Origin of the sequence: Variovorax sp. CCNWLW235 (assembly GCF_037204085.1) — a bacterium.
Taxonomy (GTDB): Bacteria; Pseudomonadota; Gammaproteobacteria; order Burkholderiales; family Burkholderiaceae_C; genus Variovorax.
Genome location: NZ_JBBCBW010000004.1, coordinates 209,308 through 231,061, shown reverse-complemented (window position 1 = coordinate 231,061; position 21,754 = coordinate 209,308). Strand labels below are relative to the sequence as shown.

Genomic DNA, 21,754 nt, shown 5'->3' with positions numbered 1-21,754 from the left:
CCGCTGCGGCCCCTGCTGGTCAGGCGGCCAAGGCCTCTTGCGAGAACTGCCTGCGGTACGCCGTGGGCGAAGTCTTGAATGCCGCAACGAAGTGCTTTCGCAGCGACACCGCCGAGCCGAAGCCGGCGTCCGTCGCCACCTGTTCGATAGGCTGGCCGGTGGTCTCCAGCAGCCGCTGGGCCAGCGCCAGGCGCTGGTTCTGCAGCCACTGGCCGACGGTGGTGCCGGTGGCTTCGCGAAAGCGCCGCGTAAAGGTGCGCCGGCTCATCAGCGCGCGCCTGGCAAGGTCGTCCAGCTCATGCGGGCTGTGCAAATGGCGGCCCAGCCATTCGAGCAGCGGCGCAAGGCGATCGCTTTCGGCGGCGGCGGGCACCGGCCGCTCGATGTACTGCGCCTGCCCGCCCTCGCGGTGCGGCGCAACCACCATGCGCCGCGCGGCACGGTTCGCCGCTTCGGCGCCGTAGCGCACCCGCAGCAGATGCAGGCAGCAGTCGATGCCCGCGGCCGTGCCGGCGGAAGTGAGCACATCGCCGTCGTCGACATACAGCACCTCGGGCTGCAGCGTGACCTTCGGATATTGTTTTGCGAAGGCTTCGGCCAGGTTCCAGTGCGTCGTGGCCGGGCGGCCGTCGAGCAGGCCCGCTTCGGCCAGCACGAACGCGCCCAGGCACAGCCCCACCACGATGGCACCGCGCCGATGCGCCGTCTGCAGCGCGCGGAGAAGCGCGGGCGGCGCGGGCCGACCGTCGTCGCGCCATGAAGGAACGACCACGATCTGCGCCTTTCTGATCGCCTCCAGGCCGTGCGGCACCGTCAGCGTGAAGCCGGCATTGGTGCGCAGGGGGCCGGGCTCGATGCCGCACACCAGCAGGCGAAAGCGCGCGTCGCCCGCCTCGGTGCGGTCTTCGCCGAAGACCATGCACGGCACCGACAGGTGAAAGGGGCTGATGCCGTCGAAGGCGACGACTGCAATGGTTTCCACGGGTTTCTTGGCCATGGCCCGATTTTATCGATGAATGGCTTTCGGGCCACTTTCTCTTACCAGTCCGGGCGGGAAGAATCACCCCATCTCAACACAACCATAGCCAGGAGCCACACACCATGAGCAACCCCACACCGCGCCGCGCCCTCGTCGTGATCGACGTGCAGAACGAGTATTTCGAAGGCGGCGGCCTGCCGATCGAATATCCGCCCGTCGAACAATCGCTGCCGAACATCGCCAAGGCCATGGACGCAGCCCGCGCGGCCGGCACGCCCGTGGTGGTGGTTCGCCATCACGCACCCAAGGGAGCGCCGGTGTTCCAGGCCGACACCCACAACGGCGAACTGCACCCTGAAATTGCAAGGCGCCCGCGCGACCACCTGATCACCAAGGCATTCCCCAGCGTGTTCACCGGCACCGACTTTGCCGACTGGCTCGCGCGCCATGAGATCGACACGCTGGCTGTGACTGGCTACATGACCCACAACTGCGACGCCTCGACGGTGTTCGAGGCCATGCACCGGGGGCTGAACGTGGAGTTTCTTTCGGACGCGACCGGGGCACTGCCTTACTCGAATGCCGCAGGCAAGGTCAGCGCCGAAGAAATCCACCGCGTCTTCAGCGTCGTGTTCCACAGCAATTTCGCGGCCGTGACGAGCACCGAGGCATGGATTGCCGCCCTGCAGGCCGGCCAGGCGATCGAGAAGGACAACGTGGTGATGTCGAACCGGCGCGCGCGGGGGTGAGCACCGCCCGTGCGATGCGCACGGTGACAGAGACAAACTACGTCGACTCCTGCTGACGAGCGACTATCTTCCATTGATCGCAGGTTTGGCGGCTCGCCCCGCTCACGAGACGAGCGTGGCGCCGACCAGGAAGATCGCAATGCCCAGATACCAACCCCGCATCATCCAGACGCCGACCTTGTGCCGTCTTGCATAGACATAGATATAGAGCGGCACAAACAAACAAAGAAGCCCTTTGCCCGGGTTCCCCGTGAAAGCGTGCAGAGCAATGCCGACCTGGGCTGCAAAGGCGAGCGCGAGACCGGAAAGCAGCAAAAATGAGCCGATCGATAGAGACATGAATAACCCCCCTCTTTTGCTCGACTCTAGCCGGAGCTCGCAAGTTCGATCGAACCGCTTTTTGCCGCAGCACCGCTTATGCTCGCCCCATGGGTGAATTCGACCTGATCACACGCTATTTCAAGCGCCCCGCCAAGCGCTCTCCGCTCGGCGTGGGCGACGACTGCGCCTTGCTCGCGCCCGCGCCGGGCATGCAGCTGGCCGTGTCGTCCGACATGCTGGTCGAGGGCCGGCACTTTCTCTCGACCGTCGATGCGGCGCGGCTCGGCCACAAGGCGCTGGCGGTGAACCTCAGCGACCTCGCGGCGTGCGGCGCCAGGCCGCTGGCCTTCACGCTCGCGCTGGCGCTACCCGGGGTCGACGAGCACTGGCTCGAAGGCTTTTCGCGCGGCCTCTTCGCGCTGGCCGATGCGCACGGCTGCGAACTCGTGGGCGGCGACACCACGCGCGGCCCGCTCAACATCTGCATCACCGTGTTCGGCGAAGTGCCGGCCGGCGCGGCGCTGCTGCGCTCCGGGGCGCGCGCCGGGGACGACATCTGGGTCAGCGGCACACTCGGCGATGCGCGGCTGGCGCTCGAGGTGTTTCGCGGCACGCTCGCATTGCCCGCCGATGTCTTCGAGCAAGCACGACTGCGCATGGAGCAGCCGACGCCGCGCGTGGCGCTGGGCCAGGCGCTGCGCGGCACCGCCTCGGCGGCGGTGGATGTGAGCGACGGTCTTGTCGGCGACCTGGGCCACATCCTCGCGTCGAGCCGAGTGGGCGCAACGCTCGATGCCGACGCGGCCACAGGCGTGGTGGCCGCCGCCGCAACGGCAGGCCTGGGCCGCGAAACGCTGCGCACCTGCGCGCTCTCGGGCGGTGACGACTACGAGCTGGTTTTTACCGCGGCGCCCGCCGCGCGCGCCGCGGTCGAACAAGCCGGCAAGGAGAGCTTCACGCGCGTGACGCGCATCGGCCGCATCGACGCCGAAGCGGGCCTGCGCATCGTGGACGCGAGCGGCTCACCGGTTGCGCAGCGATTCGGCTCGTTCGACCACTTCGTCTGATCAGGATCCGCGGACCATTGTCTGCATCTTTGCCTGGGCGGCATTGATGGCCTTCGAATGGCCGTTGAGGTCCTGCAGCATCTTGTTGAGCTGCGCTTGCACCGCGGGGTCGGTCACGGCCACGGTCGAGCCGGAGACCTGGATCTTCGACTTGTTCTGCTCGATGTAGTTGCCCACGGCCAGCGCGCCGTCGAACACCGCATCGAGTGCGGGGAACACTTCCTTGAAGGTGGCCGCCGGCGCCGTCACCGTCTTTTCATAGGCCTTGTCGTAGACCTGCTTCAGATCGTCGGGCTGCTTGAGCTTGGCGCGCGCTGCGTCGGCCTTGGCAAGCTCCTGGTCGAGCGCGGTGCGCAAGCCGCCCAGGCCGTCTTTCGCAGCCTTGAGGTCGTCGCGCCGCGATGCCAGGTCGGCAACGGAACGCAGCGCGCCCTTGGCCATGACCTGGCCCATCGGCTGGCTGACGGACTTGTTCATGCCTTCGTTGAAGTCGGCAATCACCGCGTAGTGCTGCGCATAGTCGCCGAAGGAGGCTTTCTCGTCGGCGTTGGGCGTGGGCACGCGCAGGCCCGGCTTGTCGAGCACGCGGGTCTGCAAGAAGCCGATGAACGCGGCACGCTGCTCGGCCTCTTTATTGCCGCATGCCGCGAGCAGGAAACTGAACGCGAGGCACAGGCACAACGCGTTGAAACGGACCAGGGTTTTCTTCATGATGAATAAGCTCTCGCGCTTGAATGAGGCGCCAAGCATACGGCCGACCGATCCGGCCGGTCAGTACGGAAAAAGGCCTAGAGCGATTGCTTCAGCACGTCGATAAAGCTGCGCGCCGCCGCCGACAGCGAGTGCCCGCGCTTGGTGACGACCGAGATGTCGCGCGCCACGCGCGGCGCGCTGAGCACCTTGATCACCAGCGACGGATCGTTCGCGGCGCGGGCAAAGGCCGAGGGCATGATCGACGGCCCCATGCCGCTGGCGGTCATCCACAGTGCCGTTGAAAGAAACGAGACTTCGTTCACCACGTCGAGCATCACGCCGGCATCGGCCGCGGTGCCGTCGATGAGCGGCCGCACGCCGTAGCCTGGGCGCACGGTAATGACGGGGTGGCGCCCGAGATCGCTCCAGCGCACCACGCGTGCATTGGCCAGCGGATGGTCGCTGCGGCACACCAGCGCAAGATGGTCGCGCATGAGCCGCTGCGTCTCGACCTCGGCGCCGGGCCGCTCGGGCGTGCCGATGCCGAAATCCACATGCTCCCCGAGGATGCGCGAAATGAACTGGTCGGGCGCGCAGTCGTTCACCAGCACGCGCACCTTGGGATGCTGCTCGGCGAACACGCGCATCGCATCGGGCAGGAGCAGCGCCGCAAGGGTGGGCGTGATGGCCAGCGTCACGCGCCCGCGCTCGAGCGTGCTGAGTTCGCGGAAATCGGCGGAGAGCGAATCGACATCGCGCAGCACGCGCTCGACGGTGGAGAGCATTTCTTCCGCGGCGGCGGTGGGCTTGAGCGAACGCGTGGTGCGGTCGAACAGGCGCGTGCCCAACCCTTCCTCCAACTGACGGATCAGCATGCTCACCGCCGATTGCGTGACGAAGAGCTTTTGCGCCGCCGCGCTGAGCTGTCGCATTTGGTAGACGGCAAGAAATGCACGCAACTGGCGCAGCGTAGGACTGAAGTTCGCGTTCATTAGAAAAGATGATATTTGATGCGGAATTCCTTGATTTACGGATGAATGCTGGCATCGTCCAATCGGCATCAAACAAGACCAATATTCAAGGAGTGATTCGATGACTGCAACCATGGCCCACCAGGCGCGTGCGCTTCGCCGGCAGCTACTGCTGCTGGGCACGGCGTGCGTACTGCTGACCGTTACCACCGCGCAGGCACAGGCCCCCGCCTCCGGCGACTTTCCCGACAAGCCCATTCGCATGGTGGTGACCTTTCCGCCCGGAGGCAGCGCCGACGGCGTGGTTCGCATGCTGGTGCCGCGCATGAACGAGAAGCTCGGCCAGCAGGTGGTGGTGGACAACCGGCCCGGCGCCGGAGGCAACGTGGGCCTTTCGCTGGTGGCCAAGGCGCCCGCCGACGGCTACACGCTAGGCGTGGGCGCGGCCGGTGCGCTGTCGGCCAACACGAGCCTGTACCCGCAGATGCCCTTCGATCCGCTGAAGGACTTCAAGCCGGTAGGCATGCTTGCGGCCATTCCGTTCGTGATCGTCGGACACCCTTCCGTGGCCGCAAAGACGCAGCGCGAATTGATTGCACTTGCAAAAGAAAAGCCGGGCTCGCTCTCCATCGGCCATGGTGGCAACGGCACGGCCATGCATCTGTCGGCCGCGCTGTTCTCGCAGATGGCGGGCATCAAGCTGGTGGAGGTGCCCTACCGCGGCTCGGGGCCGGCCGCGCTCGATGCGCTTGCGGGCCAGATACCGCTCGCGGTGGTCGACCTGCCTTCGTCGCTGCAGCAGATCAAGGCCGGCAAGCTGGTTGCCTTCGCCGTGACAAGCCCACAGCGGCTCCCCATGCTGCCCGACGTGCCGACCGTGGCCGAGGGCGGGCTGGCCGGCTACGACTCCACCGGCTGGTTCGGCGTGGTGGCGCCCGCGGGCACACCGGCGCCCGTGGTGGCAAGGCTGAATGCCGAGATCAATGCCGCACTGGCCGACGAGCAGAACAAGGCCGCCATGCGCAACCTTGGCGTGGAACCCTCGCCGGGCACGCCCGAGACCTTTGCCGCTTACATCCGCACCGAAACGAAGAAGTGGGCCAAGGTGATCCAGGACGCCCACATCAAGCTTGACTGAAGGGGTTCAACAAACCATGACAGACAAGAATCTCGAAGCCGATGTGCTGATCGTCGGTGCGGGCCCTGTGGGTCTCACGCTGGCAATGGACCTGGCCTCGCACGGCCTCTCGGTCATCATTTGCGAAACCCGTCGGTTCGCCGAGCCGCCGAGCGTGAAGTGCAACCACGTGTCCTCGCGCACCATGGAGCAGTTTCGCCGCCTGGGCGTGGCGCACAAGCTGCGCGACGCGGGGCTGCCGGCCGACTATCCCAACGACGTGGTGTTTCGCACCAGCGCCACGGGCATGGAGCTCGCGCGCATTCCCATTCCTTGCCGGCGCGACCGCTACACCGCAACCGAAGGGCCCGATGCACGCTGGCCCACGCCCGAGCCGCCGCACCGCATCAACCAGATCTACCTGGAGCCGATCTTGCTCAGGCACACGGCGGCGCTGCCCGGCGTGCGCTTGCTGAACCGCACGCAGTTCACTTCGCTCACGCAAGACAGCGGCGGCGTGAGCGCCACCGCACTCAATCTCGACAGCCACGCAACGCACACCATTCGATGCCGCTACATGGTGGGCTGCGACGGCGGCAGCTCGGCGGTGCGCAAGCAGATTGGCGCGCAACTGGAAGGCACAGCCGTGATCCAGCGCGTGCAGTCGACCTTCATTCGCGCGCCGCAGCTGCGCGCGCTCATGCCGGGCAAGCCGGCGTGGTCTTGCTACGCCATGAACCCGCGCCGCTGCGGCACGATGTTTGCCATCGACGGGCAGGAAACCTGGCTGGTGCACAACCACCTGAACGCCGACGAGCCCGAGTTCGATTCGGTCGACCGCGACAAGTCGCTGCGTGAAATCCTGGGCGTGGGCCCTGATTTTTCCTACGAGATCATCAGCAAGGAAGACTGGGTGGGGCGCCGCCTTGTGGCCAACCGTTTTCGCGAAGGCCGCGTGTTTCTTGCGGGCGACGCGGCGCATCTTTGGGTGCCCTATGCAGGATACGGAATGAACGCGGGCATTGCCGATGCGCTCAACCTCTCGTGGCTGCTCGCGGCCTGCGTGCGGGGCTGGGGCGACGAAGGCATTCTCGATGCCTACGAAGCCGAGCGCCTGCCGATCACCGAGCAGGTGTCGAACTTTGCGATGGAACATGCGCAGAAGATGATGCGCGCGCGCCGCGCCGTGCCGCAGGACATCGAGACGCCCGGGCCCGAGGGCGATGCGCTGCGCGCCGAAATCGGCCGCGAGGCCTACGAACTCAACGTGCAGCAGTTCTGCTGCGCGGGCCTGAACTTCGGCTACTTTTACACCGGCTCGCCGATCATCGTGGCCGATGGCGAGCACACCGCGCCGGCCTATTCGATGGGCGGCTTCACGCCCTCCACCGTGCCGGGCTGCCGCGCGCCGCATTTCTGGCTGGGCGATGGGCGTTCGCTTTATGACGCCTTCGGACCCGGCTACACGCTGCTGCGCTTCGATCGCAGCGCGGACGTATCGGCGCTCGAGCGTGCGGCCCGCGCCTACGACATGCCGCTCACCGTGGTCGACGTCGAGGCGGCCGAGGTGCCGGCCGCGTACATGCACCGGCTGGTGCTGTGCCGCGCCGACCAGCACGTGGCCTGGCGCGGTGCCTATGTGCCGCCCGACGCCTATGAACTGGTGGCGCAGCTGCGCGGCGAGAGGCGGCATCTTCAGGGCCGCAGGCGGCTGCTGAGGTGGGAAGGCGTGATCGCCTGAGCCGCGCCGCACGCGCGCTCATCGACTGCGTGCTGCGGTCGCGAAGCGGGCGACGAGCCATGCCGCGAGCGCCGGTGCGAGCGCGAAGCTCGCGAACAGCCAGAAGGCGGCCGAGCGCGCGCCCACCATGCCGCCCGGTGCGGTGAGGCCGGCCGCGTTCGCCACCAGCCCCGCAACCGCCGCGCCCACCGCCATGCCGTAGAGCTGCACAGTCGTGATGGAGGCGGAGGCCAGGCCTTCCTGCCCCGCCGGGGCGAGCGACATCACGCGCGTGACAAGGTGCGGCCAGCCGATGCCCACGCCCAGCCCGACAGCGCCAAGGGCCATGGCGACAAGCAGTGTTTCGGCACCCGCGGCAAGGCGGCCATGCCCCGGCATCAGCACGGCCAGCGCCGCCAGGCCCAGCGTGCAGGCCACCGGCCCCGCGCGCAGCATGCGGTCGGCACCCGCGCCGCTGCGCCCCGACGACAGCAGCGAACCCGCGCTCCAGCCGCCGGCCATCGCTGCCGTGAGGTAGCCCGCCAGCAGCGGCGAATGCCCGTGCAGCAACTGCAGGAAGTACGGCACGAAGATTTCGGTGGTGGTGCCGATCATCAGCAGCACCACGCCGGCATAGATGGCGCCCATCGGCGCGCGCACGGCATAGGCGCCGGTCGGCAGCAACCGCACAGCGGCGCGCCCGTCCACCCGGGTGGCGGCGAAACCGAGCCCGAGCCCCGCCGCCACGCCGACGGCCTGCCAAGCCAACGCGGGTGCGAATTCGCTTGCCGCGATCAGCAGCACCGACGCCGCAAGCAAGCCGATCTGCAACGCGGGAATGCGCGGCATGCCGGCGGGGCGAACGTGCCGCACGCCGGCAGAGGGCCGCAGATGCACCGCGACCAGAAGCGCTTGCAACGCCGCCAGCGGCAACAGCGACCAGAAGGCCCAGCGCCAGTGCCCCGCTTGCGCGAACAGGCCGCCAACCGCCGGGCCGCAGAGCGTGGCCACGCCCCACATGCCCGACACCAGCGCCACCGCGCGAGACCACAGCCGCGGCGCGAACACCAGCTGGATCAGCCCATAGCTGAGCGCGGCCAGCAGGCCGCCGCCCACCCCCTGCACCGTGCGGCCCGCGAGCAGCCACGGCATGGCCGGCGCCAGCGCGCAGCCCATCGAGCCGGCGGTGAATGCCGCCAGCGCCGCCAGGCATGCACCGCGCGGCCCCAGCGCGGCGAGCAGGCGCACCGAGAGCGTGGCACCGACGATCGACCCGACCACGAAGAGCGTGGTGCTCCAGGCATACCAGTCGAGCCCGCCGATTTCGCTCACCACCGAGGGCAGCACCGTCGTGACGATGTGCACGTTGACCGCGTGCAGCGCGACGCCGCCCGTCAGCGCAAGGGCGCGCCAGCGGTTGCGGCCCCGGAACAGGTCGCCCCATGCGGCGGTGGAGGAGTTGGAAACCGTCGAAGCGGAATCGGCGGCGGAGCTGGGTGCGGCGGGTGCGGCAGGCATGGGGTCGGCGCCCCGGAGAAGGAGGCGAATGTCGAAAAGAGGACCCGATACTAGGCCGCGCCGATTAATTAAACAAGAAAAGACTTTGATAAATAGAGGGGCTTCAGGCTGCCCGCGGATGCGCGACACTTCGCCGTGATGCAAGCCGTTCCCCCGCCTCCTTCTTCTTCCTCCTCGTCCCCGTCATCGTCCGGCCCCAATCCGGTTGGCGTGCCGGGCCGGCCGACCAAGGCCTTCCTGCTTTCCCATCCGGCTCACTTCATTGCCATGGGTTTCGGCTCCGGGCTGCCGCGCGTGGCACCGGGCACGGTCGGCACGCTCTGGGCCTGGGCGGCCTTCGTGGTCATGCAGCTGTGGTTCACGCCGGCCACCATCGGCTGGGTGATCCTGGCTTCGCTGCCCATCGGCTGGTGGGCCTGCAGCGTGACGGCGCGCCACATGGGTGTGGCGGACCCGGGCAGCATCGTGTGGGACGAAGTGGTCGCGTTCTGGATCGTGCTCTGGCTCGTCACGCCGGCCGGCCTTGTCGCGCAGGCGGTGGCGTTCGGGCTGTTCCGCTTCTTCGATGCCGCCAAGCCGGGGCCGGTGGCCTGGGCGGACGGGCTGTTCAAGCAGCGCGATGCCGCCGAGGTGCGCTGGTGGCGCGCGGGCTTCGGCATCATCCTCGACGACCTGGTGGCGGCGTTCTGCACGCTGCTGGTCATTGCGCTCTGGCGCGCATGGTGAACTTGATGGAACCCTCGGCCCCCTCCAACTTTCTTGCGGACCTGGACACGCCCGCCCTCGTCGCCGCCACGGCCGGGCTGCTGCTGAAAAAAGGCTGGATGCTCGCCACGGCCGAAAGCTGCACCGGGGGCCTCATAGCCGGCGCCTGCACCGAACTGGCGGGCTCCAGCACCTGGTTCGAGCGCGGCTTTGTCACCTACTCGAACGCGGCCAAGACCGAATTGCTGGGTGTCGATGCCGCGCTGATCGAAGCCCACGGCGCAGTCAGCGAACCCGTGGCGCGCGCCATGGTTGCGGGGGCCATCGCGCATTCGGCCGCACGCGTGGCGGTGGCCGTGACCGGCGTGGCCGGCCCGACCGGCGGCAGCCCCGACAAGCCGGTGGGCACCGTGTGGTTCGGCTGGTCGGTCGACGGGCAGCTGCGCACCGAGCGGCGCCGCTTCGAGGGCGACCGCGCCGCGGTACGCGCGGCCACGGTGCACTACGCGCTGCAGACGCTGGCCAGCCTGCTCAGTCCCTAGACCAAAACGCGCGCCGCGAATGCCGCGCCGTCTATGATTTCGCGCTGCGCCGCATTTCGGCCACGCAGCCATCGCACGTCATCCATAAGAAAGACACTCAATGACAGCAGCAGCCAATGCCCAGACCATCGAGCGCTTCTACGAGGCGTTCTCGCGGCTGGACGCCGCCACCATGGCCGCCTGCTATGCAAGCGATGCGCAGTTCGACGACGAAGCCTTTTCGCTGCGCGGCCGCCAGCAGGTGGGCGGCATGTGGCGCATGCTCTGCAGCGCAACCAAGGCCGGAGGCGCCGACGTGTGGAAGCTGACGTGGCGCGACGTGCAGGCCGACGACACCAGCGGCCAGGCGCACTGGGATGCGCACTATCGCTTCAGTTCCACGGGCCGGCTGGTCGACAACAGCATCGACGCGCGCTTCGGCTTCACGCCCGACGGGCTGATTGCCACGCACCGCGACAGTTTCGACTTCTGGGCCTGGTCGCGCCAGGCGCTGGGCGCACCCGGGCTCCTGCTCGGCTGGACGCCAATGCTGCGCAAGAAAGTGCGCGCCACCGCGGCTACCAATCTCGCTACCTATCTCGCACGCCAACCATGAGCAACAGCAACAACCTCGCCATTACCAACAACGAAGCCCAGCACCGCTACGAAGCCGCGCTCGAGGGCCAGCTTGCGGCCTACGCCGAATACAACCTGCTGACCGACGCCATCATGTTCACCCACACCGAAGTGCTGCCCGAGCACGAAGGCAAGGGCGTGGGTTCGGGCATTGCGCGGCATGTGCTCGACGAGGCGCGCGCCAAGGGCCTGCACGTGATTCCGGTGTGCCAGTTCATTGCCGGGTACATCCGCAAGCACCGCGAATACGCGGACCTGGTGCGGGCGGACGTCCAGCGCGCTTTCAAGATCTGAAGGCGGCGTGCGGCGGCGCCTGGGTCAGGCGCCGTGGCACTTCTTGTACTTCTTGCCGCTGCCGCAAGGGCACGGGTCGTTGCGGCCCGGCTCCGCTTCCTTGCGGATGGTCTCGACCTTGGGCCCCAGGCTCTTCCAGAGCTGGCGCAGGTCGTACACGGCCCAGATGGCGGCGCCGAAGTCGTCCAGCCGCTGCTGGCTCACGCTGGGCGGGGCGTCGTCGCTGTACATCGAGAGCGTGGGCTTGGCCTTGTCGTCCTCGGTGAGCGCAACGATGTTGTCGAGCGCGTCGTTCAGCATCTGCGCGGCTTCCTTGTCGCGCGGCGCGGCCCAGTCTTCGGGCCAGTTTTCTACCGCGTACATGAAGCCCAGCGCCCACACCTGGGCGAACGAAGGGATTTCCTCGCCTTCGATCTCGGCCCGCTCTTCCTCGGGCAGCGAGGCGATGGCGCCGCGGGTGTCGAGCACCTCGGGCTGCCAGCTGCGCTCGTCTTCGAGCGACTCCACGTCGGCGTCCAGACCCTGCTCGATTTCGAGCCAGCGGCGCTTCCAGTTCCAGACGAATTCCATGTGCTGCGCGGGCACGAAGCCGTCGCCCAGCAGCACGGGCCAGTATTCGGAGGGGTCGATGGGCCGGCGGGTGCAGATCAGCGCGGCCATGAAGCCTTCGCAGAATTCCCACTGGGGAATTTCCTCGTCATGCTCGCGCATGGCGTCGAGCGCCTGGTCGAGGGCGTCGAAATCGTCGGGGCCGAGGGGAGCGGAGGCGGGCGCTGCGGCCTGGGGGGTGTCGTTGGTGGTGGTCATGGCAAGTTCGGGGCAGCCCTCTATGATGCAGCAGGCTCCGGCAGTCATTTCACCCCATGTCCACGATTATTCCGTTTCCGACGCGTTACAGCGCCTTTGCCCTGTGCGTGGCGGGCCTTGCCGCCAGCCTGGCCGCCGTGCTGGTGTCCCCGCACCTGTGGTTCGCCTGGGTGGCGCTGGTGGTTTTCGGGGCGCTCAGCACCACCGGCGTGCACGACTTGCGGCAAACGCGCCATGCCATCCTGCGCAACTACCCCGTCATCGGCCATTTGCGCTTTCTGCTCGAATTCATCCGGCCGGAAATGCGGCAGTACTTCATCGAGAGCGACTCCGAGGCCGCGCCGTTCTCGCGCGCGCAGCGCTCGCTGGTGTACCAGCGCGCCAAGGGCGACCCCGACAACCGGCCCTTCGGCACGCAGCTGAACGTGACCATTGCGGGCTACGAGTGGATCAACCATTCGATGCAGCCGACCAGGCTCGACAACCACGACTTCCGCATCGTGATCGGCGGCACGCCGCAGCCGACGGAGGCCAATCCGGCACAGGTCTGCACTCAACCCTACAGCGCGAGCGTGTTCAACATTTCGGCCATGAGCTTTGGCGCGCTGTCGGCCAACGCCATCCTCGCCCTTAACCAGGGCGCCAAGATGGGCGGCTTTGCGCATGACACCGGCGAGGGCTCCATTTCGCAGCACCACCGCGTGCATGGCGGCGACCTGATCTGGGAAATCGGCTCGGGCTACTTCGGCTGCCGCAACGACGACGGCACCTTCAACGCCGAGCGCTTCAGCGCCAATGCGCGCGATCCGCAGGTGAAGATGATCGAGATCAAGCTGAGCCAGGGCGCCAAGCCCGGGCACGGCGGCGTGCTGCCCGCCCCCAAGGTCACGCCCGAGATCGCGGCCGCGCGCGGCGTGCGGGTGGGTGTGGACTGCATCTCGCCCTCATCCCACAGCGCATTCGCCACGCCCATCGAGATGATGCATTTCATCGCCAGGCTGCGCGAGCTTTCGGGCGGCAAGCCCACTGGCTTCAAGTTCTGCCTGGGCCATCCGTGGGAATGGTTTGCCATCGTCAAGGCCATGCAGGCGACGGGCATCACGCCCGACTTCATCGTGGTGGACGGCGCCGAGGGCGGCACGGGCGCCGCGCCGGTGGAGTTCAGCGACCACGTGGGCGCGCCGCTGCAGGAAGGCCTGCTGCTGGTGCACAACACGCTCATCGGCGTGAACCTGCGCCACCGCATCAAGCTGGGCTGCGCCGGCAAGGTGATCACGGCCTTCGACGTGGCGCGCATGATGGCGCTGGGCGCCGACTGGTGCAACGCGGCGCGCGGTTTCATGATGGCGCTGGGCTGCATCCAGGCGCAAAGCTGCCACACCGGCCACTGCCCCACGGGCGTGACCACGCAAGACCCGGTGCGCCAGCAGGCGCTGGTGGTGCCGACCAAGGCCGATCGCGTTCGCAACTTCCACCGCAGCACCCTGCATGCGCTGCAGGAGCTGGTGCAGGCCGCGGGCCTGGACCATCCGCAGCAGATCACCGCCCACCACATCGTGCGGCGCATTTCCGACACCGAGGTGCGCCTTTTGAGCAACCTGGTCATGCAGGTGCAGCCGGGCGCCCTGCTCGGCCCGCTCGACAAGCAGCACAACGTGTTCCGAACCTACTGGCCGCTGGCCAGTGCCGAGAGCTTTCAGCCCGCGACACAGGGGCCGCAAGGCCTGGTGTCCAGTCTCGCGCTTGCCGCATGAACCCCTTGCGACGCGGTGGGTCGGCGCGGTTGCAAAGCGCCAAGGGGGCGGCCTCGGCACCGGCGCCGCTGGATGCACAGCCGTTTGTGCCTGGCCCGGGCGACTACGCCGAGTTCCTGCGCGCCGCCTTGCCCAAACAGCAGAAGAACGTGGCCAGCCACCGGCTGGGCAGCGAGCGCGTGTGGCTCAAGAAGGCCGGCCCGCGCCACGGCAAATGGGGCTACCGCGTGATGGCGGCGGTCGCGCGCATGGCGCGGCTGGACATCATCAAGCCGGTGCCCAACCCGGGCGGCGAGGCGGCCATTGCCACCGAGGCCCGGCGCCTGCGGCAGTTGGCGGCGGCGGGCCTGCGCGTGCCCGCGGTGCTGGCCCAGCAACCCGACGGCCTGCTGATTTCCGACCTGGGCGAAAGCGGCCGCAACACCGTGGTGCTGCAGGAAAAGCTCGACCAGGCCGCCGCGGCCGGGCCGGCCGCGCTGCTGGCCGTCTGGCGCGAGGGGCTGGCCGCCATTGCCAGGGTGCATGTGCACGGCCAGCACCTGAGCCAGGCTTTCGACCGCAACCTGGTGCAATGCCCCGACGGGGTCATCGGCTACATCGACTTCGAGGACGACCCTTCCGAAGTGATGACGCTGGCCGAGTGCCAGGCGCGCGACTGGCTCAGCTACCTGCACTCCACGGCCATGATGCTCGAAGCCGCTGCACCCGAAACCGCCGGCGTGCACTGGCATGCCGCGCTGGCCGAGGTGAGCGATGAAGTCCGCGCCCGCATCGCCGAGGCAGCCCGGCGCATGAAGTGGGCGCAGCGCCTGCCCGCCAGCCGCCGCTGGGGCCGCGACACGCAGCGCGTGCGCGCGGTGGCACGGCTCCTGGGGCGATGGCACGGGGCCGGGGCGGCTTCGACCAACCGCTAGCCCTGGGTGGCTAGAGCGCCAGCACCGCCTGCACCACCACGCCTTGCGCGGCGAGCCGCTTGCGCATCGTCAGCACGGCCTGGTCCTTGCTGAGCAGCCGTGCGCGCCGGGCGACCGCCAGGTCGATGAAGACCTGGTCGTCGGGGTCCTTGCAGACGCAAGGGGCACGCGGCGGCGTTTCGGCAACCAGCTGCGCGCGCGCGTCGAATGCCGCCAGAACGCTTTGCGGTGCCAGGTTGCTCCGCGCCAGGCGGGCTGCGATGAGGGGGTAGCCGAGCACCCGCTCGAGCTCGTTGCGCATGGAGGCGGTGGCCAGCCAGCGCAACTCGCTGGCGGCAAGGGCGGCGGCCAGCGGCAGGCAGTCGGGGTTGTCGAACACCAGCAGGTCGAGCGCGATGTTGGTGTCGATGACCACGTAGGCGCCGGGCGCGGCGTTTGCTTCTGCCGGAGAAATGGAAATTTGTGCGTTTGGAATAACCCCGATGTTGCACCATGCGCTATCGCAAACGCAAACGACGCAGTCCATTCACAATCTGCTCCCCGACCCGTGCGCGGCGCCCTTCAACCCCTGACCATGAAACGACTTTCCCTGCTGCTGCTCGCCCTTTTCGCCGGACCGCTCGCCCATGCGGAATGGCTCACGCTGACCGGTTCGGCCGGTGAAGCAGGCAACACCTATGTGCAGGTCGACCCGACCAGCGTGGTGGTGGAAGGAAGCAAGCGTCTGGTGGCGGTGCGGATCAGCCTGGCCGAGCCCCGCACCGGCGACGACGGCCTGAAGTTCCGGTCCGTCGCGGCAAAGGCGAGCGTGGATTGCGACGCGCGCAAGGCGCGCTATGTGAGCGCCACCTATTTCGGACAGCCGAACTTCGTCGGACCGCCGCTGTCGGTTCGCGAGTTCGATGAAGCCGACGTCCGTCCGATGAACTTTGCCGGCCTGCCAGGCGACCTGGCCGTGCGGACGGTGAACGCCGCGTGCGGCGTGGGCGCGACCAAGTAGCCCGCCGCCCGTCCGCAGCTACTTCCGGGCCGAGCCGGCCACCATGTCGAAGCGGAACAGCCGGCACTCGATGGGCCCGTTCCACATGGGCACGCGGCGAGATTCCTTGAGCCGCATCTGCTTGGGCAGCTTCAGGTCGGGCGTGAGCACCCAGGCGGTCCAGCCGGCGTAGTTCTTCTTCCAGTGCGTGGCGAGCTGCGGAAAGAACTCGCCGCCATCGGCACCTGGGCCGCCCTCGTCTCCCTCGCGCTGGCCGGAGGTCTGCGCGGCCTCACGCGCGCCGAAGCGCGCCACGCCGCCCACCTCGATCCGCTCGCCGTAGGGCGGGTTGAGCATGATCACGCCGCCCTCGGCCGGCGGCATGCGCTGCAGTGCGTCGCCGCCGCGGAACTCGATGGCATCGGCAACTCCGGCGCGCTCTGCGTTGCGCTCGGCAAAGTCGACCATGCGGTGCGAAACGTCGGAGCCGAAGATGGCGACTTCCTTGGGGGTAGCCGCCGATTCGGCTTCTTTCCTGATCGCGTCCCACACGTGCGGCTGGAACGGCAGCAGCTTCTCGAAGCCGAAGCGCCGCAACCAGCCGGCGGGAATGCCGCGCGCAATCTGCGCTGCCTCGATGGCAATAGTGCCGCTGCCGCAGCACGGGTCGTACAGCGGCTCGCCGGCCACCGCGCCGGTCTCGGGGTTCCACCAGCCGCTGGCGGCCAGCATGGCGGCGGCCAGGGTTTCCTTCAGCGGGGCATCGCCCTTGTCCTGCCGCCAGCCGCGCTTGAAGAGCGGCTCGCCCGAGGTGTCGATGTAGAGCGTGCAATGGTCGGTGGTCAGGTGGGCGAACACGCGGCAGTCGGGCCACTGCGTTTCGATGCTCGGGCGCACGCCGTTGGCCTTGGCGCGAAAGCGGTCGGCAATGGCGTCCTTGATGCGCAGCGTTGCAAAGTTCAGGCTCTGCAGCGGGCTGTGCTGGGCCGTGGTCTCGATCTTGAAGGTCTGCTTGGGCGTGAACCAGATCTCCCAGGCCACGCCGCTCGCAATGGCGTAAAGGTCGTTCTCGCTGCGGTAGGGCGCATGGGCCACTTCGACCAGCACGCGCTGGGCGAGCCGGCTGTGCAGGTTGAGCTTGAACATGTCGCGCCACTCGGCGCGCACCCGCACCCCGCCGCGCAGCGTGAGCAGGTCTTGCCCCACGCGGCCGGTGAGCGCATGGACTTCCTGCGCCAGGAGTTCCTCGACGCCGGCGGCGCAAGGCAGAAAAAGGGAAAGATCGTTCACAAGGGGTTCGCCATCGTCATCGGCTGCAGGGGGAATGCCATTGTCGCCGCCCTCGCGGCGCTTCTCTATATAGTGGCCCGAATCAACGTACAGGCACCGAAATCATGAACGACATCACGGTTCCCCTCCTGGGCATTGCGGGCGCGATGATCGTCGGGGCCATGAGCCCCGGCCCGAGCTTCGTCATGGTCGCGCGCACCGCCGTGTCGGCGTCGCGCGGCGACGGCCTGGCCGCAGCGCTGGGCATGGGCGCCGGAGGCATCGTGTTCGCCATCGCCGCGCTCGTGGGCCTGCAGGCGGCTTTCCTCGCGGTTCCCGCGCTCTACCTGGGGGTGAAGCTGCTCGGTGGGGCCTACCTCGTGTACCTGGGCATCCGCATCTGGCGCGGCGCACGCGAGCCGCTCGCCGTTTCGCAGGAAGAGCGTTCGCCCGGCAGCCGGGGCAACGGATGGCGCGCGTTTCTGCTCGGAATGGGTACGCAGATCAGTAACCCGAAAACCGCTGTGGTCTACGCCAGCATCTTCGCGGCATTTCTGCCGCGCGAAGTGCCGCTGGCGCTGGCACTCGCGGTGCCGGCCGTGATCTTCTGCATCGAGACGGGCTGGTATTCGATCGTCGCGCTGGCGCTCTCGTCGGCGGCGCCGCGCTCGGCCTACCTGCGCTACAAGGCCTGGATCGACCGCGCGGCGGGCGGCGTGATGGTGCTGCTGGGCGTCAAGCTGCTGTCCGGCGTGCGGGGCGGCTGAGCGGCCCTCCGGCCGGCAAGCTTCGGCCTACAAGGCCTTGCGCAGGTTGGCCGGCGCGATGCGCAGCGCTTCGCGGTACTTGGCCACGGTGCGGCGTGCGCACTCGATGCCCTGCTCTTTCAGCATTTCGGAAATCTGGCTGTCCGACAGCGGCTTCTTGATGCTCTCGGAGCTCACGAACTGCTTGATCAGCGCGCGCACGGCGGTGCTCGACGCGTTGCCGCCGGTTTCGGTGCCGAGCGCCGAACCGAAGAAATACTTGAGTTCGACCGTGCCGAACGGCGTGGCCATGTACTTGGCCGTGGTCACACGCGAGATGGTCGATTCATGCAGGCCGAGCTCGTCGGCAATCTCGCGCAGCACCAGCGGCCGCATGGCGAGTTCGCCGTGCACGAAGTAGCTCTTTTGCCGCTCGACGATGGCATTGCTCACGCGCAGGATGGTGTCGAAGCGCTGCTGGATGTTCTTGATGAACCAGCGCGCTTCCTGCAGCCGCTGCGACAGCGCCTGGCTGCCCTCGCCCTTGTGCGACTTGAGCGCGCCGGCGTAGATGTCGTGCACGCGCAGGCGCGGCATCACCTCGGGGTTGAGCATGACGCGGAACTTGACGTTGGTGCCGCGGCCGATCTTGGTGACGATGACGTCGGGAATCACGATGTTGCGCTCGACGTCGACAAAACGGCGGCCCGGCTTGGGCTCCAGGCGCGAAATGATCTGCAGCGCCGAGCGCACCAGGTCTTCGTTGGTGCGGGTGAGCGTGGCCAGGCGCTTGAAGTCGCGCCGCGCGAGCAGCTCCATCGGCTGCTTGCAGATGGCTATGGCGGTCTTGCGGACCAGCGCCTGTTCCTCGGTCTCGTCCTTGCCGGCCAGCGCACGCAGTTGAATGCTCAGGCATTCGCCCAGGTCGCGCGCACCAACACCGGCGGGCTCCAGGCTTTGCAGCAGGCCGAGCGCCACCTGAAAGTGGTGGACCAGTTCGTCGAACTGGTCGTTGTCGTCGCCCGCAAGGCCCGAGGCCAGGGCGGGCAGCGAATCTTCGAGGTAGCCGTCGTCGTTGAGCGATTCGATCAGAAAGCGCAGCGCGGCGCTGTCGTTTTCGTTGAGCCGGAGACTGAGCGCCTGACGGTGCAGAAAGGATTGCAGCGACTCCTGGCTGCGCGCGAGCTCGGTGGCGTCGGCACGCTCGTCGTCGCCGAGGTTGTTCTGCCGCGCGGGCGCATCGCCGCCCCACTCGCTGTCGTCGGGCGCCATGTCGACGGTGCCGTCGCCTTCCCAGTCGGGCTCGCGCTCGGCAATGTCGGCAGCGGGGGTGTCGGCGTCGGTGGCGGAGGTGCTGGTTTCGGCGGTGGAGGCGGTCGCGCTGCTGGCCGGCAGCGAAGCGAAGTCGCCCTCGCCGGCCTCCGCCGCTTCATCGCGCGGAGCGGGGGTGTCGACGGCGTCGAGCCCGAATTCCTCGCGCGCCGCCTCTTCCGCGGTGCGTTCGAGGAACGGGTTTTCGTCGAGCATCTGCTCCACTTCCTGGCTCAGTTCGAGCGTGGAGAGCTGCAGCAGCCGGATCGACTGCTGCAGCTGGGGCGTGAGCGCCAGGTGCTGCGAGACGCGAAGGGACAGCCCTTGCTTCATGGAGACCGACTCCTCCCTTACATCCGGAAGTGCTCGCCGAGGTACACCCTGCGTACTTCGGCGTTGTCGACGATCTCCGAGGGTGTGCCTTGTGCCAGCACATGCCCGTCGCTGATGATGAACGCGTGATCGCAGATGCCCAGCGTTTCACGCACGTTGTGGTCGGTAATGAGCACGCCGATGCCGCGCTCCTTGAGAAAGCTGATGATCCGCTGGATTTCGATCACCGCGATGGGGTCGATGCCGGCAAAGGGCTCGTCCAGCAGGATGAAGCGCGGCTGCGTGGCCAGCGCGCGGGCAATCTCGACCCGGCGCCGTTCGCCGCCCGAAAGCGCGAGTGCGGGGGAATCGCGGAGGTGGTCCACCCGCAGGTCGGCCAGCAGCGCGGAAAGGCGTTCTTCGATGCGCTGCTTGGTGAGTGGCGCGGGCTTGCCGTTGCCGTCGGGCTCGCGCTGGAGCTCGAGCACGGCGCGCACGTTTTCCTCGACGCTGAGCTTGCGGAAGATCGACGCTTCCTGCGGCAGGTAGCTCAGGCCCATGCGGGCGCGGCGGTGAATCGGCATGTGCGCGATGGGCTCGCCGTCGATGGTGATCTCGCCGGCGTCGGCCCGCACCAGGCCCACGATCATGTAGAACGAGGTGGTCTTGCCCGCGCCGTTGGGGCCGAGCAATCCCACGACCTCGCCCTTTTGCACGTCGAGCGAGACGTCCTTGACGACCTTGCGGCTGCCGTAGCTTTTTTGCAGGCCGCGCACCACCAGGCGGCTGCCCGGCGTGCCATCGGCGTTCTGGTTTCCGGCGTTTTCGATCACTTGCGCCCTTCCCCTTCGCCACCCAGGGTGGTGGTCGAGCGCAGGCCCGTTCCGGGCGCCGGCTGGGTTGCCGCGGGCGCGGGCTGTGCACCCGCGGCAGGCGCGGCAGCACCGGGCGCAGTGGCCGATTTGGGCGTGAGGATGGTCCTGACGCGTCCGCCCGACGGTGCATTGACGCCCGCATTCGGCGGCACGGTGGAGCCGTTGACCGTGTAGGTGTCGTTGCTCTGGTCGTAGACGATGAGCGCGCCGCTGCTTTCGTCGTTGGGCGTAGCGCCGATCAGGCGGCGCATGACGGCATTGCGGATGAACTTGACGTTGTCGGCGCGGCTGTCGTACTCGATGACTTCCGACTCGCCCTCGATCCACTCGTCGGGGGCGTTGCGCTTCTGCTTGTAATAGGCCCGCTTGCCGGGCGCCGCCGTGACTACGCCATATTGGTAGCCCTCGGCGTCCTGGCGAACGTCGATCCGCGCGCCGCGGATGATGATGGTGCCCTTGGTGACCAGCACGTTCCCGGTGAACACGCTGGTCTGCTTGAGGTCGTCGTAACGCATGGCGTCCGACTCGATGTTCATCGGCTTGGTGCGGTCGGCCGTCTCGGCCAGCGCGCCCGAAGCGGCGCCGGCCAGGAACAGCGCGCCAATGCCAAGGCGGGCCAGGCGGCCGATGCGACCCAGAAGAGGAGGGGTGTTGGAGTAGGAGTGCGATGTCATAGAGGCACGAAACTTGCTCTGCATTGTATGCGGCGGATCGCGCCAGCCCAGCGCGCAGAGATGAAAAAGCCCGCCAAAGCGGGCTTGACATCCGATCCGGGAACACTGCGGGCCCGGCGTGGCCGGGCCGCTGTCTTGCCCCTGAAGGCGATCAGCCCTTCTTGGCTTCGCCGATCAGGTAGTTGGTGACCTGGAGCGCCTTGGTCATGTTACCGGCGAGCTCGCCGTCCACGTACCAGCGGCCGCCCACGGCCAGCGCCGGAACGCCGGCCACCTTGTAGGCTTCGGTCAGCTGCGTGGCGCGCTTGGCCTTGCTGGCCACGCTGAAGGAGGTAAAGACTTCCTTGAACTTGGCGCCGTCGAGGCCGTTGGCCGCGGCCCACGCAACGATGTTGGTATCGCCGTTGACGTTCTGGCGCTGTCTGTGAATCGCGTTGAAGATCTTCGGCTGGAATTCCTCGACCTTGCCCATGGCTTCGAGTGCGTAGTACAGGCGCTGCTTGGCTTCGACGTCGTTGCCCACGAAGGGCACCGGCACGCGGCGGAAAGCCACTTCCTTGGGAGCCGTCTTGAGCCAGGCGTCGAGCTGCGGCTCGAAATCGTTGCAATGTGGGCAGTTGTACGAGAAGAACTCGATCACTTCGACCTTGCCGGCCGGCGCGTCGACGGGCACGCGCTTGTCGAGCACCAGGTACTCGGTGCCGGCCTTGGGTGCGCGCGCCTGGGCGTGCGCCGTGTTGCCAGCCAGCGAAATCAGACCGAGCGAAGTGGCGGCCAGCGAAAAGTCACGACGTTTCATTGAAAAAGTTCTCCTGTTGGGTA

24 protein-coding genes are annotated in these 21,754 nt (G+C 67.8%); 12 read left to right on the top strand and 12 right to left on the bottom strand.

Features of this window, described 5'->3' with window-relative positions:
* Positions 1 to 19: 19 nt before the first annotated feature.
* Complete coding sequence (locus V9L21_RS07280) at positions 20 to 997, bottom strand: helix-turn-helix domain-containing protein (protein WP_337310453.1); 978 nt, start codon at positions 995 to 997, stop codon at positions 20 to 22.
* Between the two features lie 104 nt (positions 998 to 1,101).
* On the opposite strand from V9L21_RS07280, the gene V9L21_RS07275 reads away from it, so the two are divergent.
* Positions 1,102 to 1,728, top strand: a complete 627-nt coding sequence (locus V9L21_RS07275) for an isochorismatase family protein (RefSeq protein WP_337310451.1) — start codon at positions 1,102 to 1,104, stop codon at positions 1,726 to 1,728.
* A gap of 102 nt (positions 1,729 to 1,830) precedes the next feature.
* Here V9L21_RS07275 and V9L21_RS07270 read toward each other — a convergent pair whose 3' ends face one another.
* The gene (locus V9L21_RS07270) at positions 1,831 to 2,067 is read right to left on the bottom strand and encodes a hypothetical protein (protein WP_337310449.1); all 237 of its coding nucleotides are present in this window, start codon (positions 2,065 to 2,067) and stop codon (positions 1,831 to 1,833) included.
* Between the two features lie 89 nt (positions 2,068 to 2,156).
* Here V9L21_RS07270 and thiL point away from each other — a divergent pair, with 89 nt between their 5' ends.
* Positions 2,157 to 3,116 (top strand): thiamine-phosphate kinase, encoded by a 960-nt coding sequence (gene thiL / locus V9L21_RS07265; protein WP_337310446.1) that lies wholly within the window; start codon positions 2,157 to 2,159, stop codon positions 3,114 to 3,116.
* Here thiL and V9L21_RS07260 read toward each other — a convergent pair whose 3' ends face one another.
* Together V9L21_RS07260 and V9L21_RS07255 are read right to left on the bottom strand one after the other, a co-directional pair.
* Complete coding sequence (locus V9L21_RS07260; protein ID WP_337310444.1) at positions 3,117 to 3,827, bottom strand: DUF3053 domain-containing protein; 711 nt, start codon at positions 3,825 to 3,827, stop codon at positions 3,117 to 3,119.
* A 77-nt stretch (positions 3,828 to 3,904) separates the two neighbouring features.
* A complete protein-coding gene (locus tag V9L21_RS07255; RefSeq protein ID WP_337310442.1) occupies positions 3,905 to 4,801 on the bottom strand; it encodes a LysR family transcriptional regulator in 897 nt (298 codons plus the stop codon).
* A 100-nt stretch (positions 4,802 to 4,901) separates the two neighbouring features.
* Here V9L21_RS07255 and V9L21_RS07250 point away from each other — a divergent pair, with 100 nt between their 5' ends.
* Entirely contained in the window at positions 4,902 to 5,918 is a 1,017-nt protein-coding gene (locus tag V9L21_RS07250) for a Bug family tripartite tricarboxylate transporter substrate binding protein (RefSeq protein ID WP_337310440.1), read from the top strand.
* 16 nt (positions 5,919 to 5,934) lie between these two features.
* Positions 5,935 to 7,638 (top strand): FAD-dependent oxidoreductase, encoded by a 1,704-nt coding sequence (locus tag V9L21_RS07245; RefSeq protein ID WP_337310438.1) that lies wholly within the window; start codon positions 5,935 to 5,937, stop codon positions 7,636 to 7,638.
* Between the two features lie 18 nt (positions 7,639 to 7,656).
* Here the strand turns inward: V9L21_RS07245 and V9L21_RS07240 are convergent, their stop codons facing one another.
* Complete coding sequence (locus tag V9L21_RS07240) at positions 7,657 to 9,135, bottom strand: MFS transporter (RefSeq protein WP_337310436.1); 1,479 nt, start codon at positions 9,133 to 9,135, stop codon at positions 7,657 to 7,659.
* A gap of 138 nt (positions 9,136 to 9,273) precedes the next feature.
* Between V9L21_RS07240 and V9L21_RS07235 the strand changes: the two genes are divergently transcribed.
* From V9L21_RS07235 to V9L21_RS07220, 4 genes are all read left to right on the top strand, one after another.
* Positions 9,274 to 9,861, top strand: a complete 588-nt coding sequence (locus V9L21_RS07235; RefSeq protein ID WP_337310434.1) for a phosphatidylglycerophosphatase A family protein — start codon at positions 9,274 to 9,276, stop codon at positions 9,859 to 9,861.
* Positions 9,862 to 9,866: 5 nt separating this feature from the next.
* Positions 9,867 to 10,382: a CinA family protein gene (locus V9L21_RS07230; protein WP_443304512.1), complete on the top strand. Its 516-nt coding sequence runs from the start codon at positions 9,867 to 9,869 to the stop codon at positions 10,380 to 10,382.
* A 100-nt stretch (positions 10,383 to 10,482) separates the two neighbouring features.
* Entirely contained in the window at positions 10,483 to 10,977 is a 495-nt protein-coding gene (locus V9L21_RS07225; RefSeq protein WP_337310431.1) for a nuclear transport factor 2 family protein, read from the top strand.
* Positions 10,974 to 11,291 (top strand): GNAT family N-acetyltransferase, encoded by a 318-nt coding sequence (locus V9L21_RS07220; protein ID WP_126748756.1) that lies wholly within the window; start codon positions 10,974 to 10,976, stop codon positions 11,289 to 11,291. Before V9L21_RS07225 ends, V9L21_RS07220 begins: the two co-directional genes overlap by 4 nt.
* A gap of 24 nt (positions 11,292 to 11,315) precedes the next feature.
* On the opposite strand, the gene V9L21_RS07215 is transcribed toward V9L21_RS07220, so the two are convergent.
* Entirely contained in the window at positions 11,316 to 12,098 is a 783-nt protein-coding gene (locus tag V9L21_RS07215) for a UPF0149 family protein (protein ID WP_337310428.1), read from the bottom strand.
* Between the two features lie 56 nt (positions 12,099 to 12,154).
* On the opposite strand from V9L21_RS07215, the gene V9L21_RS07210 reads away from it, so the two are divergent.
* Together V9L21_RS07210 and V9L21_RS07205 are read left to right on the top strand one after the other, a co-directional pair.
* The gene (locus V9L21_RS07210; RefSeq protein WP_337310426.1) at positions 12,155 to 13,852 is read left to right on the top strand and encodes an FMN-binding glutamate synthase family protein; all 1,698 of its coding nucleotides are present in this window, start codon (positions 12,155 to 12,157) and stop codon (positions 13,850 to 13,852) included.
* The gene (locus V9L21_RS07205; RefSeq protein ID WP_337310424.1) at positions 13,849 to 14,766 is read left to right on the top strand and encodes a hypothetical protein; all 918 of its coding nucleotides are present in this window, start codon (positions 13,849 to 13,851) and stop codon (positions 14,764 to 14,766) included. The genes V9L21_RS07210 and V9L21_RS07205 overlap by 4 nt, the downstream gene beginning before the upstream one ends.
* Positions 14,767 to 14,776: 10 nt before the next feature.
* On the opposite strand, the gene V9L21_RS07200 is transcribed toward V9L21_RS07205, so the two are convergent.
* Complete coding sequence (locus tag V9L21_RS07200; protein WP_337310422.1) at positions 14,777 to 15,292, bottom strand: putative toxin-antitoxin system toxin component, PIN family; 516 nt, start codon at positions 15,290 to 15,292, stop codon at positions 14,777 to 14,779.
* A gap of 48 nt (positions 15,293 to 15,340) precedes the next feature.
* On the opposite strand from V9L21_RS07200, the gene V9L21_RS07195 reads away from it, so the two are divergent.
* Positions 15,341 to 15,766: a surface-adhesin E family protein gene (locus V9L21_RS07195; RefSeq protein WP_337310420.1), complete on the top strand. Its 426-nt coding sequence runs from the start codon at positions 15,341 to 15,343 to the stop codon at positions 15,764 to 15,766.
* Positions 15,767 to 15,784: 18 nt separating this feature from the next.
* Here V9L21_RS07195 and V9L21_RS07190 read toward each other — a convergent pair whose 3' ends face one another.
* The gene (locus V9L21_RS07190; RefSeq protein ID WP_337310418.1) at positions 15,785 to 17,035 is read right to left on the bottom strand and encodes a THUMP domain-containing class I SAM-dependent RNA methyltransferase; all 1,251 of its coding nucleotides are present in this window, start codon (positions 17,033 to 17,035) and stop codon (positions 15,785 to 15,787) included.
* Between the two features lie 104 nt (positions 17,036 to 17,139).
* Here V9L21_RS07190 and V9L21_RS07185 point away from each other — a divergent pair, with 104 nt between their 5' ends.
* Positions 17,140 to 17,781: a LysE family translocator gene (locus V9L21_RS07185; RefSeq protein WP_337310416.1), complete on the top strand. Its 642-nt coding sequence runs from the start codon at positions 17,140 to 17,142 to the stop codon at positions 17,779 to 17,781.
* A 27-nt stretch (positions 17,782 to 17,808) separates the two neighbouring features.
* Here V9L21_RS07185 and rpoN read toward each other — a convergent pair whose 3' ends face one another.
* From rpoN to V9L21_RS07165, 4 genes are all read right to left on the bottom strand, one after another.
* Positions 17,809 to 19,404 carry an RNA polymerase factor sigma-54 gene (rpoN, locus tag V9L21_RS07180; protein ID WP_337296457.1) on the bottom strand — a complete coding sequence of 532 codons (1,596 nt, stop codon included), beginning with the start codon at positions 19,402 to 19,404 and terminating at the stop codon, positions 17,809 to 17,811.
* A 17-nt stretch (positions 19,405 to 19,421) separates the two neighbouring features.
* Positions 19,422 to 20,216 carry an LPS export ABC transporter ATP-binding protein gene (gene lptB, locus V9L21_RS07175; RefSeq protein ID WP_258503720.1) on the bottom strand — a complete coding sequence of 265 codons (795 nt, stop codon included), beginning with the start codon at positions 20,214 to 20,216 and terminating at the stop codon, positions 19,422 to 19,424.
* Positions 20,213 to 20,932, bottom strand: coding sequence for a lipopolysaccharide transport periplasmic protein LptA (lptA, locus tag V9L21_RS07170; protein WP_337310414.1), 720 nt, complete (start codon positions 20,930 to 20,932; stop codon positions 20,213 to 20,215). Before lptA ends, lptB begins: the two co-directional genes overlap by 4 nt.
* 151 nt (positions 20,933 to 21,083) lie before the next feature.
* On the bottom strand, positions 21,084 to 21,731 hold the full coding sequence (locus V9L21_RS07165) for a thiol:disulfide interchange protein DsbA/DsbL (protein ID WP_258503716.1): 648 nt from the start codon (positions 21,729 to 21,731) through the stop codon (positions 21,084 to 21,086).
* Between the last annotated feature and the right edge of the window lie 23 nt (positions 21,732 to 21,754).